This window comes from SAR86 cluster bacterium (genome assembly GCA_023703575.1).
Taxonomy (GTDB): Bacteria; Pseudomonadota; Gammaproteobacteria; order Magnimaribacterales; family Magnimaribacteraceae; genus Magnimaribacter.
The window spans coordinates 307,703-326,663 of record CP097969.1 but is presented as its reverse complement, the minus strand read 5'-3'; the positions used below and the strand labels follow the sequence as shown (position 1 = coordinate 326,663).

18 protein-coding genes are annotated in these 18,961 nt (G+C 37.9%); 4 read left to right on the top strand and 14 right to left on the bottom strand.

Annotation, left to right across the window (positions count from 1 at the left end; all coding sequences use genetic code 11):
- Positions 1-71 precede the first annotated feature (71 nt).
- On the top strand, positions 72-1,514 hold the full coding sequence (locus tag M9C83_01620) for an amidohydrolase family protein (GenBank protein ID URQ66922.1): 1,443 nt from the start codon (positions 72-74) through the stop codon (positions 1,512-1,514).
- Positions 1,515-1,561: 47 nt separating this feature from the next.
- Here the strand turns inward: M9C83_01620 and M9C83_01615 are convergent, their stop codons facing one another.
- The 5 genes from M9C83_01615 to guaB all read right to left on the bottom strand — a co-directional run bounded on the left by M9C83_01615 (position 1,562) and on the right by guaB (position 6,164).
- Positions 1,562-1,906: a hypothetical protein gene (locus tag M9C83_01615; GenBank protein ID URQ66921.1), complete on the bottom strand. Its 345-nt coding sequence runs from the start codon at positions 1,904-1,906 to the stop codon at positions 1,562-1,564.
- A gap of 101 nt (positions 1,907-2,007) precedes the next feature.
- Positions 2,008-2,364 carry a hypothetical protein gene (locus tag M9C83_01610; protein URQ66920.1) on the bottom strand — a complete coding sequence of 119 codons (357 nt, stop codon included), beginning with the start codon at positions 2,362-2,364 and terminating at the stop codon, positions 2,008-2,010.
- The gene (locus M9C83_01605; GenBank protein ID URQ66919.1) at positions 2,354-2,989 is read right to left on the bottom strand and encodes a hypothetical protein; all 636 of its coding nucleotides are present in this window, start codon (positions 2,987-2,989) and stop codon (positions 2,354-2,356) included. The genes M9C83_01610 and M9C83_01605 overlap by 11 nt, the downstream gene beginning before the upstream one ends.
- A 141-nt stretch (positions 2,990-3,130) precedes the next feature.
- Complete coding sequence (gene guaA, locus M9C83_01600) at positions 3,131-4,690, bottom strand: glutamine-hydrolyzing GMP synthase (GenBank protein URQ66918.1); 1,560 nt, start codon at positions 4,688-4,690, stop codon at positions 3,131-3,133.
- Positions 4,691-4,694: 4 nt separating this feature from the next.
- The gene (gene guaB / locus M9C83_01595; protein URQ66917.1) at positions 4,695-6,164 is read right to left on the bottom strand and encodes an IMP dehydrogenase; all 1,470 of its coding nucleotides are present in this window, start codon (positions 6,162-6,164) and stop codon (positions 4,695-4,697) included.
- Between the two features lie 98 nt (positions 6,165-6,262).
- Here guaB and M9C83_01590 point away from each other — a divergent pair, with 98 nt between their 5' ends.
- On the top strand, positions 6,263-7,507 hold the full coding sequence (locus M9C83_01590; GenBank protein URQ66916.1) for an MFS transporter: 1,245 nt from the start codon (positions 6,263-6,265) through the stop codon (positions 7,505-7,507).
- Here M9C83_01590 and M9C83_01585 read toward each other — a convergent pair.
- The 3 genes from M9C83_01585 to M9C83_01575 form a co-directional block, all read right to left on the bottom strand.
- Positions 7,480-8,364 carry an alpha/beta hydrolase gene (locus M9C83_01585; protein URQ66915.1) on the bottom strand — a complete coding sequence of 295 codons (885 nt, stop codon included), beginning with the start codon at positions 8,362-8,364 and terminating at the stop codon, positions 7,480-7,482. The two genes, M9C83_01590 and M9C83_01585, sit on opposite strands and share 28 nt — an antisense overlap.
- A gap of 61 nt (positions 8,365-8,425) precedes the next feature.
- On the bottom strand, positions 8,426-8,764 hold the full coding sequence (locus tag M9C83_01580) for a 4a-hydroxytetrahydrobiopterin dehydratase (GenBank protein URQ66914.1): 339 nt from the start codon (positions 8,762-8,764) through the stop codon (positions 8,426-8,428).
- A 2-nt stretch (positions 8,765-8,766) separates the two neighbouring features.
- Complete coding sequence (locus M9C83_01575) at positions 8,767-10,173, bottom strand: class II fumarate hydratase (GenBank protein URQ66913.1); 1,407 nt, start codon at positions 10,171-10,173, stop codon at positions 8,767-8,769.
- Positions 10,174-10,269: 96 nt separating this feature from the next.
- On the opposite strand from M9C83_01575, the gene M9C83_01570 reads away from it, so the two are divergent.
- Positions 10,270-11,067, top strand: coding sequence for a class II aldolase/adducin family protein (locus M9C83_01570; GenBank protein ID URQ66912.1), 798 nt, complete (start codon positions 10,270-10,272; stop codon positions 11,065-11,067).
- Here the strand turns inward: M9C83_01570 and M9C83_01565 are convergent.
- From M9C83_01565 to M9C83_01550, 4 genes are read right to left on the bottom strand one after another with little or no spacing between them, the layout of a single operon-like run.
- Positions 11,064-12,173: an NADH:flavin oxidoreductase gene (locus tag M9C83_01565; GenBank protein URQ66911.1), complete on the bottom strand. Its 1,110-nt coding sequence runs from the start codon at positions 12,171-12,173 to the stop codon at positions 11,064-11,066. The two genes, M9C83_01570 and M9C83_01565, sit on opposite strands and share 4 nt — an antisense overlap.
- On the bottom strand, positions 12,166-12,768 hold the full coding sequence (locus M9C83_01560; GenBank protein URQ66910.1) for a 2-hydroxychromene-2-carboxylate isomerase: 603 nt from the start codon (positions 12,766-12,768) through the stop codon (positions 12,166-12,168). The genes M9C83_01565 and M9C83_01560 overlap by 8 nt, the downstream gene beginning before the upstream one ends.
- Positions 12,752-14,617, bottom strand: a complete 1,866-nt coding sequence (locus tag M9C83_01555) for a carboxylesterase family protein (GenBank protein URQ66909.1) — start codon at positions 14,615-14,617, stop codon at positions 12,752-12,754. Before M9C83_01555 ends, M9C83_01560 begins: the two co-directional genes overlap by 17 nt.
- Before the next feature lie 18 nt (positions 14,618-14,635).
- Positions 14,636-15,364, bottom strand: coding sequence for an SDR family NAD(P)-dependent oxidoreductase (locus M9C83_01550; protein ID URQ66908.1), 729 nt, complete (start codon positions 15,362-15,364; stop codon positions 14,636-14,638).
- A 132-nt stretch (positions 15,365-15,496) separates the two neighbouring features.
- On the opposite strand from M9C83_01550, the gene M9C83_01545 reads away from it, so the two are divergent.
- A complete protein-coding gene (locus M9C83_01545; GenBank protein URQ66907.1) occupies positions 15,497-16,714 on the top strand; it encodes an acyl-CoA dehydrogenase family protein in 1,218 nt (405 codons plus the stop codon).
- A gap of 3 nt (positions 16,715-16,717) precedes the next feature.
- On the opposite strand, the gene M9C83_01540 is transcribed toward M9C83_01545, so the two are convergent.
- Together M9C83_01540 and M9C83_01535 are read right to left on the bottom strand one after the other, a co-directional pair.
- Positions 16,718-17,140, bottom strand: a complete 423-nt coding sequence (locus tag M9C83_01540; GenBank protein URQ66906.1) for a PaaI family thioesterase — start codon at positions 17,138-17,140, stop codon at positions 16,718-16,720.
- A 10-nt stretch (positions 17,141-17,150) separates the two neighbouring features.
- Entirely contained in the window at positions 17,151-18,560 is a 1,410-nt protein-coding gene (locus M9C83_01535) for an MBL fold metallo-hydrolase (protein URQ66905.1), read from the bottom strand.
- Between the last annotated feature and the right edge of the window lie 401 nt (positions 18,561-18,961).

Genomic DNA, 18,961 nt, shown 5'->3' with positions numbered 1-18,961 from the left:
ATAACATAATGAATTATGGTTTTCAAAAATATATAATAAATTATGGTTATTATTCTAGCGAGGAGAGTGCCATGGAAAAGACTATTATCCGCAATGCTTATGTTGCATCGCAAGACCCCCTGATCGGCAACCAGGCAGACCTGGACATTCTGATAGAAGGCAATCAGATTGCAGCGGTGGGTCGCGATCTTGAGGTGGGAGATGCCGCAGTCGTCGATGCCACCGGCTGTATTGTTATGCCGGGTTTTGTTGATGCCCATCGCCATATCTGGCAGGGCGCCATCCGTGGCGTGTGCGCTGACTGGTCAATCATGGACTACGCAACCCGCATCAGGATGAACGCAGCACGATTCTTTACGCCGGAGGATATGTATGCCGCGCAGTTGCAGGGGAGTCTGGAGGCTCTCAACGCCGGTGTGACCACGCTGACCGATTACTGTCACAACATTCTGACGCCCGACCATGCCCATGAGGCGATCCGTGGCAGTGCGGAGTCAGGTATGCGTGCCGTATGGAACTATGGCTTTAATTTCCCGCCGTCCGAGTCCCCTCACTTCAAGTCGCTGGATCAACGCGTCGCTTTCCTGGATGAGATCGCGGCGGGATATTTTTCCTCACCGGATAACCTGTTAACGCTCGGCGTTGCGCCTGAAGAAGCCACGTTCGCCGGCTCACCGGAGGCGCTGGACCGTCAGATCAATGCTGCGCGCAACGTCGGTGCGCGTATGTTCTGGCACGCCAACGGCGGACCCTCGCCCGAAGGCCAGGCACCGCGAGATGTGGCCGCGCTGGCAGAGCGGGATATGCTGGGTAGCGACATCACGTTTGTCCACATGGCAGCGACAGAACTGGATGAGTGGCAGATGCTAGCAGATGCCGGTGCATCGGTTGCCTTCACACCGGAAACGGAACTACAGATGGGCATGATGTGGCCAAGCAGCATTACGGCGAGAGAATACGGTGTGAACCAGGCCTACGGGACCGACATCGTCTCCAACAATTCGGCCGACATGTTCACGGCACTGCGGCTCGGCCTGCAGGCAGTACGAGGCAGGGTGCTCGAACTGGAAGGGGCGATGGAGACCGGTGTGCCCGTCACCTGTCAGGAAGTCCTGGACTGGGGAACAATTGATGCCGCCAAAGCGCTTGGCCTTGACTCGGTCATCGGCAGCATAACCCCGGGCAAGCGTGCAGACCTGGTGCTGCTGCGCGGCGATGCCATTACCCTCGCGGGATGGGATCGATCCAATGTTGCGGGCGCCATCGTCATGCAGGCGCAGTCAACCGACGTGGATACGGTCTGGGTTGACGGCAGAGTCGTTAAAAAAGATGGTCAGCTCGTGGCGGATACAAAGAGACCCAGCGCCTTGCTTCAGGCAGCCAGTGAGCGCCTGCACGAGAAGATTTCAGCCGCAGGAGGCTTCGCACTGTCGCAGACGCAAGCTGCCGGTCGCATGATGGCGGTTGCGGGCAGTGAGCATGGCGAGTACGTATTTGACAATGAAGTCATTTGAAACCGGGATGTTTTTTAATAAAATCTTTCAATTTATTCCCACTCAATTTAATCTATGCCTTCAAGATTTCTTAAATATTTTAGTTCTTGAGGATCTAAATTTAATTTTTTAACTACTGGGTGATTTTCATCAATCAATCTCCAATAAGGAATTTCTTTCCCATGTTCCTCAATTGCTTTTCTTATAAAGATTCCTGTTGAGACTGGACAAGAATTATCAGCACCTATTTCTTTTGCCAAATCTAATCTCATTTCTTTTGCAGTCTTTTGCCTGCCTTCTGGAATTTTCTTAATATATTCAGCTATCTTTTCTGGGGAAGAAATCAGCATTTTCTGCCCTGCCTTCAAGTCTGAAAAGTTTTTTTCAAGAATTTTTACTATATTTCTAGACATTTTTTTTCCTTATTCCCACTCAATAGTTGCACAAAACACCACCTCTGAAACCCTTGCTATGACTCTGTTTCCGAGTTGTTTTTTTTCATAAATAGACTTTGTCAAAGTTTTAAATAGTTATGAATAAATTCTTTCCAATCTTTTTCGGAATTCTCATTTCTACCGATATTTATACTTAATGCTGTAATTACTGTGTTTTCTCTTGAATATGCACCCTTGGGATCTATTCTGTCAAGAGATGGTTTCAAAGGATGATTTGGTATATGAGTAATCTCAAGTTCTACACCTGTCCAAAAACATCTACCACTTTGTTCTTGATACTTTTGAAGTATCCAATCTTCATTAATAGAGACTTCAATTTTTTTCTTATTATGCCTTTTTCTTGAGGCAGTTCTATATAACCATTTATGCCAAAATTTTACTTTATTAACTTTGTAATATTCAGACTTATTTACCATAGTGATCCTTAATGGATTTTTTAATTTTCTTTACAGAAGACTTATATAAATCATGATTGGTATTTCGTCTTCCAATATTTGCAAAATATGAGGAAATAACGCAATTTTCCTTATCATAGTTACCAGATGGATCAATTCTATCGATTGATGGTTGATTTAAAGTTTTTGAACTTGATGATGGTTTTAAATCTATTTCATACCAGTAGCATTTACCCTTTTGTCTTTGAAAGATTTCTAAAATATCTTCAGCGGTTAGACTGCATGAAATAGATGATTCTCTTGCCCTTCTTCTGCAAGAAATTTCCAGAACTTTATTCCACTTCTTAACTCTCCACTTTCTGCTATATTCTCTGTCTTTAACATTATTTCTTTTTAGACTTTTTCTGTTCTTAAGACACTCTTTGCATATTCTCCATGCCCTTCTAGAAGAATTAGATTCCTCTGAAAGTTTCGATCTATTTGAATGTGTTTTGGAATTTAAAATAACATCGCAATGTTTGCACTTTTCACCAGTTAAATCTCTTGCAGGATTTGCTTGAATGAGTCTCATGTGATGACCAGTAATAAATTTTGCAGTCTTTGATTTCACCGGCAAACCGCAACCGCAAGCACATAAATTATTCATTAAATAATTATGCCACGCACTTATGACTTTCAATAGTTGAAGAAATTTGTCAAAGTTTTAAAAAAAAGTGCTTTTTTTCTTGAGTTTGTCAAACTTTGTCAAACGAAAAACCTTTAAAAATAAGGGTTTCAGGGATATTTTTCACTCCCACTCAATAGTAGCTGGTGGTTTACTAGAGATATCGTAAGTTACTCTAGATACTTCAGGAATTTCATTGATGATTCTATTAGAAACTTTTTCTAAGAAAGTATGTGGAAGTTTAGCTGACTTCGCAGTCATAAAATCGATAGTTTCAACTGCTCTTAGAGCAATTACATATTCGTAACGCCTAGCATCCCCTACTACCCCAACGGATTTGACTGGTAAAAATACTGCAAAAGCTTGACTTACTTTTTCGTAATAACCACCTTTAATCAACTCACCAATAAAAATGTCATCAGCTAATTGAAGGGTTTTAATATAAGGTCTTTTTATTTCACCAAGAATTCGGACACCCAAACCTGGTCCTGGAAAAGGATGTCTAAATAATATCTCTTTTGGTAAACCAAGCTCTAAACCAATCTTTCTGACTTCATCTTTAAATAGGTCCTTTAAGGGCTCTATCACAGGGAGATTAAGATAACTCGGCAGCCCTCCTACATTGTGATGAGATTTTATTACATGCGCTGACCCATTCTTTGTGCCAGCTGATTCAATAACATCAGGATAAATTGTCCCTTGTGCTAACCATTGAATCTTTTTATTTCTTTTTGCTTCTTTAAGAAAGACATCTATAAAAGTTTTTCCAATAGCTTTGCGTTTCTGCTCCGGATCTTTTTTTCCTTTCAAATCTCTTAAGAATTGATTACCAGCATTAGCTCTTTTTACTTTGATTCCAAATTTATCCTTGAAAGTTTCCATCACTTGGTCACCTTCATTGAGCCTTAGGAGTCCATTGTCTACAAAGATACAGGTTAACTGATTGCCTATAGCCTTTGAAAGTAGTGCTGCTACAACAGCAGAATCAACACCCCCAGATAAACCCAATAGTACTTCTTGATCTCCTACTTGGTCTTTTATTTCACTAACTGCTCGATCAATTATATTTTTAGAATTCCACAAACCTTTGCACCCTGATATATGTCTAACAAAGTTTTTCAATATCTTCTTACCTTGAGGTGTGTGTGTTACTTCAGGATGAAACTGAAGACCGAATATCTTTTTTGTTGGATGATGAAAGGCTGCTATTGGACTATTATTGGTTGTTGCGCAAACCTTAAAATTTTTAGGAAGTTTGGAAACATGGTCTCCATGGCTCATCCAAACACTCATTTTCTTTTTATTGATACCTTTAAAAAGTCCTGAACCTTGGCTCTTGAGAGATAAATCCGCATGACCAAATTCTCTTTTATTGGCTAATTCAACCTTTCCTTTCAGTTGCTTAGCTATAGATTGCATCCCGTAACAGATCCCAAGAAGTGGAATACCAAGCTCAAAAACTTTATCGTGTACCTTAGGGGAGCCTTTTTGTTTTACTGTTTCCGGTCCACCCGACAGTATAATGCCATTGGCATTAAAATCTTTAATAGCCTTGAAAGAGGCTCGGTGACTATATATTTCGCAATAAACTCCAAATTCTCTTACTCTTCTGGCAATGAGCTGTGTGTATTGTGAACCGAAGTCAATTATTAAAATTTTATCGGCAAGAATATCCTGTGCCATAGAATTAGCTCATTCTATAGTTAGGTGCCTCTTTAGTTACACTAACATCATGAACATGGCTTTCATTTACTCCGGCAGAAGTAACCTGTACAAATTTTGGTTTGGTTCGCATTGACTCTATATCATGTGAACCTGTATAACCCATACTTTGTCTAAGGCCACCGATCATTTGGTGAATAACAGCTTCTAGCCAACCTTTATAAGGGACTCTGCCTTCTATACCTTCCGGTACTAATTTTTCAGTAGCTCCAGCGCTGTCTTGAAAATAACGATCAGAAGAACCTTGATCACCTGACATAGCACCTATAGAGCCCATGCCTCTATATGATTTATAACTTCTTCCTTGATATAACTCTAATTCTCCTGGAGCTTCTTCAGTTCCAGCAAGTACACTTCCTAACATAACAGTGTGACCTCCAGCTGCTATGGCTTTAGCTATATCTCCTGAAAATCTTATTCCACCATCTGCGATGATAGGAATATCTTTTTTAAGCAGAGCACTAGTTACTTCTGCAACTGCAGAAACTTGAGGTACCCCTACTCCGGTTACGATTCTTGTTGTGCAAATGGAACCTGGCCCAATACCAACTTTTACGGCATCAGCACCTGCATCCACCAGAGCAAGGGCACCTTCACCCGTTGCTATGTTGCCTCCGATAATTTGTGTATCCTTAAAGGTTGATTTAACAGCTTTGATTTGTTTCAAAACACCTTCGGATTGGCCATGAGCGCTATCAAGAACCAGAACATCAACTCCAGCTTCAATTAATGCTTCACATCTATCTAATGTATCAGCTTTAGTACCGATTGCAGCACCTGCAAGTAATCTTCCTTCCTCATCACGGGTAGCATTAGGAAAATCTAGAGATTTATTAATATCTTTCAAAGTCACTAATCCAGTCAAAGCAAAAGAATCATCAACAAGTAGAATTTTTTCTATTCTGTTAACTTGCAAAAGAGTCTTAATCACATCGGGGCTCTCTCCTTCTCGCGCAGTGATCAATTTTTCTTTAGGAGTCATAATTTCTGATACTTGGACTGAATGTTGCTCTTGAAACCTAAAATCCCTACTGGTTACAATTCCAACTAAATTTCCATCATCAACTACTGGCATACCCGAAATATTTAATTCGTTGGTCAACTGAATTAACTCACCTACTTTATTATCTGACCTTATAGTGATTGGATCTCTCACAATCCCACTTTCATATTTTTTAACCTTTCTTACTTCTGCAGCTTGATCTTGAATTGAAAGATTCTTATGAATTATTCCTATACCACCCAATTCGCTCAACGCTATTCCCATCCGAGATTCAGTAACTGTATCCATGGCAGCGGAAAGTAATGGAATATTTAAATTGATTCTCTGGGTTAGACGGGTTTTTAAATCTACATCCTTTGGAAGGATATCGGAGTGATCAGGCAACAACAGAACATCATCGAATGTGAGTGCTTTGTTTACTATACGCAACATTTTTAAATTATACAGAAACGTTTTAAATTTTCATCTTATAACTTAGATTGTTCTTATTTGACTATCAGTTAAAATACAAATAATTCAAAAAAAATTGTATGAACACTTTCTTGGGATGGCGTATGGTGGCATTTGCTATAGCTATAGACTTTTTTGCTGTAGGTTTTGCATTTCAGACCTATCCAGTGATCCAACTATATTTAGAAAAAGAGCTCAATCTATCCAGATTCGTCACAACTCTTACCATTCCTATATTCATGATTTGTTCTGCTGTTTTCTTTCCAATAGTTGGAAGACTATTAGACAAATACTCTGTGAAAAAGATAATTGTATGGGGAGGTTTCATCTACTCCATAAGTTTGATTTCTCTTTATTTTACGATTAATTACTTTACATTCATTCTCATCTACGGACTACCTATCGCTTTGGGGGCAACCTTGATGGGTAATTTGGCAACATCAAAGTTAGTTTCTTCCTGGTTTGAGAAGCATGCAGGAAGAGCTCTAGGATTTGCCGCAGTAGGTGTTTCGTTTGCAGGTTTTATATTTCCTAATCTAACTCAGTACTTTTTAATGGATTTTTTAATGCTTGAGTGGAGAGAGGTCTATCTTGTTTTTGGATTATTTCTATTAGTTATCATCACACCTTTAATCTTTTTACTAATCATTGATAAACCCGAAGATATCGGGCAAAAAGTTGATGGTACATTAGAGGTAATCAAATCAGAATATAGTGAAAATCTAGGTATCGATTGGGAGATTAAAGATTTATTGAAGAACAGAAATTTTTGGATCCTTACAGCTGTCTTTTCCCTTCAGTTTTCATCGATGATGGCTGTTCTTGCTCATTTAACATTTTACGCAGCAGAAAGAGGTTGGGCAGATCAAGCAGCATTTATATTTGGTATGTACGCTATTCCCGCTATGGCTAGTAAAGTTATATTCGGTTGGTTAGTTGAAAATAAACTTGAACCTAGAATGGCGGTAACTCTTTCCCTAGCGTTACAGGCCATAGGGCTTGTATTGATAACTATTACACAATCTTCCACTCAACTTGCCTTAGTCATAGCTTTGTTTGGATTTGGAGGTGGAGCTGGCCTACCAATGAGTAATATACTTTTCAAAAATACATTCACTACAAAAAGCTTTGGGACTTCAAGAGGATTATCACAGCCTTTTATTTTTTTATTCCAAGCAATCGGAACACCGGGTGTTGCCCTTCTATTTCAATACTATGGGAATTATGACAATGCTTTTCTAATGCTTACTTTCATGGTTTTGTTGGCCATATTCATTATATGGTTCATGGAAAAACCTCAAGAAGATTTAGTCAGTAGTTCTTGAATCAGTCGATCAAGGTTCTCAATAAAAGGTAAAGGTTGATCTAACATTAAATGATGTTGTGCATTCTTTAACCCAAAAATAGGTGAATCTTTTGGAAGAAGGTCTTTCATCGTTTTCAACTCACCTTCTTTAAATTCAATAGTATGTTCTCCATAATAAAAGCCAACTGGACAGCTAAGTTCAGATAATATCTTTGAGTGATCTGAACCTATAATCAAGCCATCGTAAGCAGATGGATCGAATGTCCACGCCCAACCATTTTCAGTCTCTCTAATAGAGTGATCTGCAATGTAATCAACTAAATATTGATTTATGCATTGCTGAGGAGGCATTAATCTGAATCTTTTAATGAGCTCCTCCCTTTCTTTTACAATTCTTGGAGGTCTTGCAGGTGCTCTATCTTCATACCATTCATGATGTTCCTCTGGTTTATTCACCACAAAATCAACTAGTAAAAGACCTGACATGTCTTCACTATGTTTTGAAGCAGTTATTAAAGAGACCATACCACCAAAACTATGACCTACTACAATCGGATCCTCCATCCCAGTATCCTTGACTACTCCCCAAACATCATCGACAAAAGTATCTCTTGTATAAAAAGACCTCCAGTCACTTCCACCCATGCCTGAAAAACTCATGACAACAAAATGATATTTATCAGAGAGCATAGATCCAATGAATTTAAACCAATGTGCATGAGCATTGGTACCGTGAAGCATGATTACACTTTGATTTTCTGGATTTCCCCATTCCATGTATTCAATGCTAGCACCATTTACTTCAACGAACTTGCTTGTATGTTCTTTATCTAGTGCTTGGTTAAACCAATCGGGATTAGTTGTAATAAGTTCCATCTTGTATTTTTAAAAAATCAGGGATATTAGATGATTCAAGAGGTTAATTGAACCTTTTAGTTTAGGTAATTAGGTTATCGGTCTTTGCGGCAGCAATAAAATCATTCTTATGGAGTCCACCAATCTTATGTGTCCACCACGTTACTTCGACCTTGCCCCATTCCAAAAGAATCGCGGGATGATGATCTTCCTCTTCGGCTAAGGCAGCAACTTTCTGAGTAAATTTTAAAGACTGTTCATAGTCATTAAATTTAAAAACTCTATTGAGCATTAAAACTGAATCTTTTGTTATAGGTTGCCAGTCAGGTATCTCTTTTAAAAGAGCTGGCAGCTCATCATCAGTAACCCTAGGAGCATCTGCTCTGCAGGCAACACATTTTTGTTTGAGTAAGTCTTCCATAGCTATTTACTAATTCCTCCTTTGGTTAATTTTGAGGGATTTAATAACTTCTTAAGTTGGGCCTCTGTCAAATCTGTTTCTTCATCAGCAACTTCAATTATTGGCCTACCGAGCTTGTAAGCTTTCTTAGCTATCTCTGCAGCTTTTTCATAACCAATAATTGGGTTAAGAGCAGTAACAAGGATAGGATTTTTTGATAAAGAAGCTTCAAGGTTTTTCTTGTTTACTTTAAAAGTTTTGATGGCTTTATTCGATAGAACATCCATCGCTCCTGATAAAAGATTGATACTCTTAAGTAAGTTGTAGGCTATAACTGGCAACATGACATTTAATTGAAAATTTCCTGCTTGGGCTGCAACCGTTATAGAAACGTCATTTCCGATAACATCGGCTGAAACCATTGTCACGGCCTCCGGTATGACCGGATTAACCTTACCTGGCATGATACTACTCCCAGGTTGTAGTGCTTGTAATTCAATTTCAGACAAACCTGCCAATGGTCCACTATTCATCCACCTTAAATCATTAGAGATTTTCATGAGGATGACTGCTAAATTTTTTAACTCACCTGAGAGTTGGACAGAGCAATCTTGTGCGCTGAGTTCGTGAAAGAAATTAGAACTGGCCACGCATTTGTAATTACTTCTAGACAATTTAGTGAGCTCTTGTGCAAAAATTTTCGCAAACTGCTTGTGAGCATTTATACCACTTCCGACTGCTGTACCTCCTTGAGGCATGTCTAAAAACCTTTCTTCTATTACTTCCAGCATTTTTCTAGAAGCGGTTAACTGACTCGACCATGCTTTTAGTTCATCAGAAAAATCTACTGGCATAGCATCCATCAAATGAGTTCTACCTGTTTTTATAATACCTTTTACAGATTCTGCTTTATTTTCAATTTCACTTATGAGTTTATCTAATGCCGGATAAAGTTTCTGAGTTAAATCCATATGGGCCGATACTTTTATTGCAGTTGGAATAACATCATTACTGCTCTGACTCATATTTACATCATCGTTGGGTCCTATTTTTAATTTTGAATTCCTGCTTGCTAGATTTGCGATAACTTCATTAGCATTCATATTTGAGCTAGTTCCAGAACCAGTTTGAAAAACATCTATTGGGAATTCATGATGATGCTTTTCTTGCCAAACTTCTTTAGCAGCCTTTGATATAGCTTTGGCTTTATTGGCTGGAAGAAGTTTTAATTTTAAATTTGCTCTTGCCGCTGCATCTTTGATTAACCCAAGAGAGCAGACAAAAGACTTAGTAAACGGAAAATCCATTTTTATTCCGCTAATAGGAAAGTTGTTAACTGCTCTTTGTGTCTGCGCTCCCCAAAGGGCTTGCCTAGGAACCCTTACCTCACCTAGGCTATCTTTTTCAATTCGGTAGTTCTTTGTTGCCATGAAATTCTTTTATATTTTTTGTAGTATGAGTTATATTTTAGCAAATATGCTAGATTAATTAGCTGAATTTAATTTATTACCTTTATCGGAGAACAAATGATGGAAATAGATGTAACAAAAGGCAAGACGGAGCCAAGAAATAGAGGTGACTTAAATCCTCCTGAATTTAATTCTATTGATGAGGAAAGAAGACATGGTCTAGAAAGATTAGCGAGTGCTTTTCGTATGTTTGCGCACTTTGGTTTCGATGAAGGTCTCGCAGGCCACATAACATTAAGAGATCCGGAACATAAGGATCATTTTTGGGTGAACCCTTTTGGGGTACACTTCGGACAGATGAAAGTGTCTGATTTGCTATTAGTAAGTCATGATGGGGATATAGTTATAGGAGATAGGCCCGTAAATAATGCAGCTTTTGCCATCCATTCCAGACTCCATATGAACCATCCTGATCTAAATGCAGCGGCTCACTCTCATTCAATGTATGGAAAAACTTTTTCAACAATGGGAAGGTTATTAGAGCCTATCACTCAAGATTCTTGTGCTTTTTATGATAACCATGTCCTTTTTGATGACTTTACAGGAGTTGTTCTTGAGACAAGTGAGGGAGATAGAATTGCAGAAGCATTGGGGGATAAAAAAGCAGCTATATTAAAAAATCATGGGCTTTTAACAACTGGTAAAACTGTTGATGAAGCTGCTTGGGGATTCCTATCGATGGATCGTTGTTGTCAATCTCAGCTGCTAGCAGAGAATGTTGGACAGATGCAGAGAATTCCTGATGATGTGGCAGAAGTAACTAGAGGCCAGGTGGGCTCACCTTTTGGAATGTGGGCAAGCTACCAACCTATATATGACCTTATGGTAGAGAAAGACGATAGCTTTTTGAATTAAGCTTTAGTGAGAGCTTCTTTCATTTTATCGTCATAGCCATCAACAAATCCCCAATTAGACATATAGTTGATAAATTTTGGGGACAAACCCTCACCAGCTAGATATTCAACGGATACAGGAATGACTGGAGTTTCAAATTCTGGGTTATCTGCATAAAGTTCCGGAAAGTTATGATTCAATATTGCGGCTCTCCCTAACATTATCCAATCGATATCCTCTTCCATAGCACGAGTTGCATCTTGTGGAGTTCTGATATTACCCGCAACGCCTAATCTGGTATTCCCTTTTTCAAGCTCAGCAAAATGTTGTAACAATGATTTACCTTTGTATTCTTCTTCTTGAGGCTCTTTGAATGAATCCCATAAAGACATGTCCAAGAAATCTAGTTTATCCGACACCATAAGCTCTTCAGCAAGTTGTTTAGATTCTCCCAATTTTATGCCAAATCTTTCGGAAGATAATCTGACACCGAGCATAAATTCACTGGCACATTCCGATCTGACACCATCAATTATTTCATTGAGTAAACGAGCTCTACCTTTCAGATCGCCCCCATATTCATCATCTCTAAGATTGACCTCATCACTTAAAAACTGACAGATAATATAACCATGAGCGCCGTGAAGTTCTACACCATCAAAACCCGCTTTCTCAGATCTCACTGCTCCAGCAATAAAATCATCTCTAAGAATTTTAACTTCATCTAAAGTTAATGCGCGAGCTGAAAACTCCTCATTATCAGAGGGACAAACCGGATCTTCTCCAATCAGTTCTTTTGGAGAACGCATGCCAGCGTGATGCAATTGCACAATTGAAATACTATCCTGATCATTAATTTCTTTGGCCAACCTAGTTAAACCTTCTAAATGGTCATCTGAAAATACACCCATTTGACCTGGAAAACCTTTGCCTATGGCCTGTATATGAGAAGCACAAGTCATGGTTAGTCCAAAACCGCCTTTTGCTCTCATCGTTAACCAATGGAATTCCTCTTCAGACATTACTCCATCTTCGTGACTCTGAGAATTCGTTAAAGGAGCAAGCATAAACCTGTTCTTCATATCAGGCCCTCTAGTGAAACTTAAAGGCGTAAGAAGCTTATTCACCAAGTTTCTCCTCCACTTGCCATAAATTATCTTTACCGAAATACATTTCATCCTCAACAAAAAAGGTGGGTATTCCAAAAACTCCTCTCTCTGCTGCTGCTTCAGTATTTGATATTAATTTCGCTTTCACCTCTGGATCTTGCATCTGATTCATCAATTTATCTGCATCAAGTCCGGACTCCTCGAATGCAGCTTTAATAACTTCTGGATCATCCATTTTTTTGGGCTCTTCCCACATATGAATCAAAATCTTATCTATGTATTCTTCTAGATAACCATCCATATCAGCAGCCACTGCACCTCTGATAATTTGTAAACTAATTACAGGAAAATGAGGATTCATTTGGAATTTATCCAAACCGTGTCTTTGAATGAAACGTTGCATTTCTACATTTTGATATTCATTTTTATTCTTTACCCCAAAGAACTGTTCCATTGGAGGTTTGTTATTAGTAAGTTTGAAAATACCACCCAATAAAACTGGAATATAGTTAATTTCAGCACCTGTTCTCTCCTTAATAGATTGCATTACCTTATGGCTTAAATAAGCATTAGGGCTGGCAAAATCAAAATAAAAATCAACTTTCTTGGTCATCATCATCTCCTCTATTTTCTATCCTTTTAAGTAAGTCTGAATAATCCAATGATAAACAATACCCGCCACTAAAACCATCGAATGTTTCCTGTGGTAGATCTTCTCCGTAGGTGAGTGCAAATAGTGATTCACACTTTTCTACTAAAGTTAATCGAGTATCCTTTTCTAAATTACTTACAATTGAACTTTTAGTAATTTCATCATTTGACATGATAAGACCTTGGTCTAACTCAGAATCCAAAATCATATATTTACCCTGATCTGACCATGCATTCCACTCAGGTAACTCATTGGATCTTCCTCTGCCTGGACTACCAGAATAAGCAAACTCTGCCCAATATGACATCATCTGATCAGATAATTTGGTTACACTTTCTTGATCTTCGATAACCAAATTTTTAACTATTATATTTTCTAGTCCAGCAGGAAATAGAAACAATAATTCCATAGCATGAGCTGATCCGATGAGTTCTGCGAAATCCATACCTAAAACATTAGGTAATTCATCCCAATCAAATCTATATGCAAATGTACTTTTATAACCTGTATTTATTAGATCTCGTGACGGAGAATCAACTGCTCTCTCTTTCCATGAATCAGAGGCATATTGATTTATTGCATTGTAATAATCTGGTCTTAATATTTCTAACGGAAGTTGATCAATACCAAATTGCGAAAGCGTTCTAGCGATAAAACCCTCTCCTTCTCCCCATTTCACAAAGTCAGGATTTCGCATGTTGAATAATTTAGTTTCATACCTAGTAGTACCAAACATAATGGGTACTCTTGGAAGCTTGTTATTTACAAAAGTTTCGTAAATACCTTCTTTTCTTATTACATAACCGTCATTAAAAGCTCTAGTCATGCCACCTTTTTTTGGTCTTGCATCAGAATAAGCTATAAGTAGTTCTTCTGGTGATTTGGCTCTTAGGTAACTTTCTAGATCCTCTAAATCCATTAGGTCCTGTTTAACTCTGCCTTCCTCTAGACTCTCAACAGTTCCATCATTTAGTAAAAGTCTATTGATTACTTCTTTAGAGCTTTGTATTCCTGAAATACCACTTTCAGGATAATAAGATTCAGCATCATTTACTGAAGAGTGAGAAAGTATGCCACTTTGAACAATAGCCTTATGAAATAGGCCCTCTGCTATAGGAGAGGCATATAGTGCTGCTACATTATGACCACCAGCTGACTCACCATAAATTGTTACGTTATCTCGATCTCCTCCAAAATTTTCAATATTTTCGCCTATCCATTTAAGGGCCATTATGTTATCCAAGGTACCAAAATTACCTGATTTATCCTCTTTTGAAGAATTATCTTGTCTGAGCGAAGGATGCCTAAACCATCCTAAATTAGACATCCTGTACTGGACTGTTACTACGATTACATTATGTTTTGAGACAATATGAGATGGATCATATGTGTCAGCAGAACCAATAGTATTTCCTCCTCCATGAATCCACATCATGACTGGAGCTTTTTGATTTTTTACTTCATCCGAAGACCAGTCAGGTGTCCAGACATTAAGATACAGACAATCTTCTGATCCAGACCATCCTCCTTCATTACCTGTCATCACTCCATCTCTTTGAAAACATATATCTGCAAATTTTGAAGCATCAAAAATTGAGTCGAATTTTGATGGAGCTACAGGAGCCTTCCATCTTAATGCTTCCACTGGAGGTTGAGCAAAAGGTATCCCTTTCCATGCATATGTATTGTTATTTGCCTTTACACCAATTAATTGTCCCTGCGAACTATTTCTCAGTAAGTCTTCTTCGTTAATGCCTCCACAACTGTAAATGAGGGCCAAGAAACAACCTATGACTAATGTTTTTTTCATTTTCTCCCCTAATTTTTTTTACCAATTTTCTGACCACGGTCTCAAATCTATCTCAAAAGACCATGTACTCTTCTTTTGTTTATGTAGCATCAGAAAATTCTCAGCAATACTATCTATATTTAGCTTACCATCTTCTCCTTTTGATTTTGCAAAATCAGGAAACCTAAGATTCACTTTATCTCCATCTATAATGCCATCAATTATTACATGCGCTACATGTATCCCCTGAGGTCCAAACTCCTTAGCAAGTCCCTGAGCCAGAGATCTTTCAGCACTCTTTGCTGCTGCAAAAGCTGTGAATGGAGGTTTAGATCTGATAGAGGCAGTGGCTCCGGTAAAAAGAAGTGAACCTCCACCGTCTAAAAGTCTTGGAATAGCTTGCTGCGAAATTAAAAAAGCTCCTTTAGCACAGACCTCCCATAGGTCCTGAAAAAAATCTAAATCCATTTCTAGAAAAGGTTTAGCATTATTGTTACCAGCATTGTAAATTACAGATTCTAGCTTGACATCTGCCTCATCTAATTGAGAAAAAATATTCAGTACATCCTCTGGATTAGTCACATCACCGACTATTCCCTCAATAGAACCTTTTGAAACTTTAACTTTCTTAAGGGCATCCATGTTCTCTTTACTTCTTCCACAACCAAAAACCTTATAACCTTCTTCAGCAAATTTCTTACAAAGAGCTACACCTAATCCTTGATCGGGTCCAACTCCTAATACCAATACAGATTTTTCTTTTATCATTTTTTTAATTCTATTTAGTCTTTCTTATTATAAGCATAAAAGAACTAATATCTTCCATGCTTTAATGCTTGCATGAGTAATGTTTGTTACGTAAATTAATAGCCTAAAACTGGTTAAATAAGGAAATCGAAAATGCAAATATCACCAATTCCCACTCTCTCAGAAGAAATTAATGATATACGTCTTAGAACAGCAGATATAGTTGCAAATAGAATTATACCTAACGAAGCAACTATCTATGCCGGTGGAGATAAATCAAAAAAGCTTAGAAAAGAAATTAATGAAGAAGTAAAGAAACAAGGTTTATGGGCACCTCATCTTCCATCTGAATATGGCGGAATGGATAATGGCTTCCTAGAGTTAGCTTACATGAATGAAATCCTTGCCTGGTCACCACTAGGTAATAGATTATTTGGAGTAATTGCACCTAATTCTGGAAATCAAAAAATTCTTGTTAAATACGGAACAGATGAACAAAAGAAAAAATGGCTTATCCCTTTGATTAACCAAGAAATGGAATCAGGTTTCTCAATGACAGAGCCTGATTCGCCAGGATCAGATCCAAGGTCACTTAAAACAACAGCTGTAAAGGAAGGAGACGAGTGGGTAATCAATGGTCATAAAATTATGACCTCGAATGGTAACAGAGCGGATTTCTTAGTTGTCATGTGCAAGACTGAAGATGATGGAGATGAGGGTGGAGCTAATTCCAAAATGACTCAAATTATTGTACCAACAGATTCACCAGGATTAACGAAAGTTAGATCAGTTCCCATATGGGGTCATACTGGAGGAGATCATATGGAAATAAAATATGAAAATGTAAGAGTACCTCTTGAAAATGCACTAGGCGCGCGAGGTTCAGGCCACCAAGCAGCACAAGATAGACTTGGAGCAGGAAGAGTCTATCACTGTATGAATACAATAGGACAGATGTGGAGGGCATTTGACATAATGGTTAAATACGCAACTGAAAGAGAAGTTCATGGAGGAAAATTAGAAACAAAACAATTTATTCAAGGATTTATTGCTGACTCGTATATGGATATTCAGGCTTCAAGACTAATGACAATTCACTGTTCAGAAATTATGGATAAAGAAGGTGATGCAAGAGTAGACATTTCAGCTATCAAAGTATTTGTACCTGCAGCAGGAACTAGAGTTGTTGATAGAGCTATTCAGATGCATGGCTGGAGAGGAGTATCTAGCGATACACCATTAGCAGGAATGTACCAAGGTTTCAGAACATTAAGGCTAGCAGATGGGCCAGATGAAGTTCATAGAATCTTAATAGCTAAAGAAATCTTAAATAGATATCACGACGGTTTATCTTGGGACTTTGGAGTTTGATTTTTATTCTGTTCGAATAATTTTTACAGTAGAAGTTGCAGTTGCAACCATATTATTGTCTTGTATTAAACGACTAGCCATGAAGGCAGTGCTGCCTCCTAATTGAATTATCTCTGCAAAGGCTGTTAGATTGCCTTGTCTGGTTGGCGCTAGAAAACTTACATTTATATCTAATGTCATTGGTATAATTTTTTCGTCAAATAAATACATCAGAAGATGAGCCATGGGAGCATCTAACATACCAGTTACAAAACCACCCTGAACTATCTTCCCGTCGGAATGTGTAAATTCTTCTATAGCCACAAATTCCATTTCAAGATAAGGGGGTTCGGATTGAAACTTTATTGGTTTACCTCCTAAGGTCTCAATACATGGAGCTGTATTTTTTTTGAACTCTGCGAGTTTTTCATTATCCGAAGTAGTCATAGATATTAATTCAAGTCTTATTTAGAATTTTTTCTTCTACGATGTAAAGAGGCAACTTCTTCAAATATCTCAAGTAAAAGGCTTCTAGGTATACAAATAATTCTCTCCATCTTCTTACATAGGCTATCGGGAATCTCATAAATTGCCTAGCTGTTAATGCAAGAGGTAATCTTTCTTTCTGCTCAATATGATTGACTATCCTTACTAACCTTTTCATATCCTTTTCATTAGATGCCAGGAATCTACATCTTTTTGATATGCCAGCATGCTCAAACATATTCTTCTTTACAGAATCTCTAAAGACTAAAGCTGGTATTATTATTAATGGAATGCCAGATTCACTTTTCATAGTGAAACTAATATCTTGTATTTGATTTTTGTGGATCAATTTTGAACCCCCTGAACCATCAGGTTTTGTAACGGAAACCATAAATTTTCCTAGGCCTTTTCTGTAAAAAGGTGTTTGAGTCATTAATTTGAATTTATCCCAAGTTGGTTCATCAATTTCTATCTTGCCTTCCTTTTCATAAGTTGCTTCCAACTTATCTTTCACATCATTTTGGTATTCTTCCAATGCTATATCCTTATTCTTAAACTCTATTGGATCTTCTAAATGAAAACCAGACTCTTCAGTCCATTTAGATCCGGGCATCATAACTTTTAACTCCCAGTTATATTTATGGTTTGCTTGTTCTATATACTTTTCTAATTCAATAGGATCAGAAATGTAAGAATTGAATTTAAAAACTTCCTTATGTAAATGACAATGATTAGAGGCAAAAGGAATAGCATATTTTGGTTTAACTGCGGACATGAAAAGTGCAAATGACCTAAAGTAATGTTCAGGATCATCATATTGAGCATAATCTCCTCCTTCTAATTCATAACAAATACGCTGGTTTGCAGATGAATGAGACCTAAAGGCAAAGTCTATATTGCCGTGTCTCTTTAAGATATGTCTTAGAGGAAATCCAGCAATTTTTGCATCGTTTGCATTCAGGATCACTTTTCCATTTGCCTCGATAACTATTGCTGCATCTGTAAATATCAAACCAAACTGGTATAAAGTAATCTTAAAGCTACCTAATTGAATGGTTTTGCCATGTTTAACTGGTTGCGTTTTGAAGCCCATTTGTTGCAAATCGCCTCTAGAGCGTAAACCTGGTTCATCTGGAATTATTATTCTCTTATCATTAAAATATTTCCTTAAAGTGGGCCCGTGCCAATGATCCCAATGAACATGTGAAATCAAAACAGCGTCGACTTCCTCAATCTCTTGAACATCAAATTTGGCCTTAGGAAAATTCCACCAAGAACGCCAATAACATGAACCTAAAAGCCAAGGATCAATAACAATCGAGGTATCATCTGATTTTATTAATAGGCAAGCATGGGATAAGACCTTAAACTCTAGACTCATACTTTTATTTTACCAAAATAGGATAAAGAAATATTTAAATAGAAATAAATTGTCATTTGCGTCTTTGATGTTAAAAAAGAGTGGTAGATGAAACTTTTTGCTGCGCCCAACCAAAAATTAATTTAAAGCCCCACCTACCATAGATAGTAAGATGCAGCTTATTTTCGCTAGTGCAGCTAAAAAATGGGTGACAGCTACATCTTACTTAAACAACTGAGTGAGTTACCTTGGAGAGGTTTTTCTTGGGAGAATTACACGTCTCTCAGTTACTGTTCATATCTAGATTGCTTACCTTGGAGAGGTTTTTTTCTGGGGAGAATTAAACGACTCTAGATATTGATGACAATTATATACACATATAAATAATTTGTATAGTAGTAAAGAGAAAATTTATTAAATAT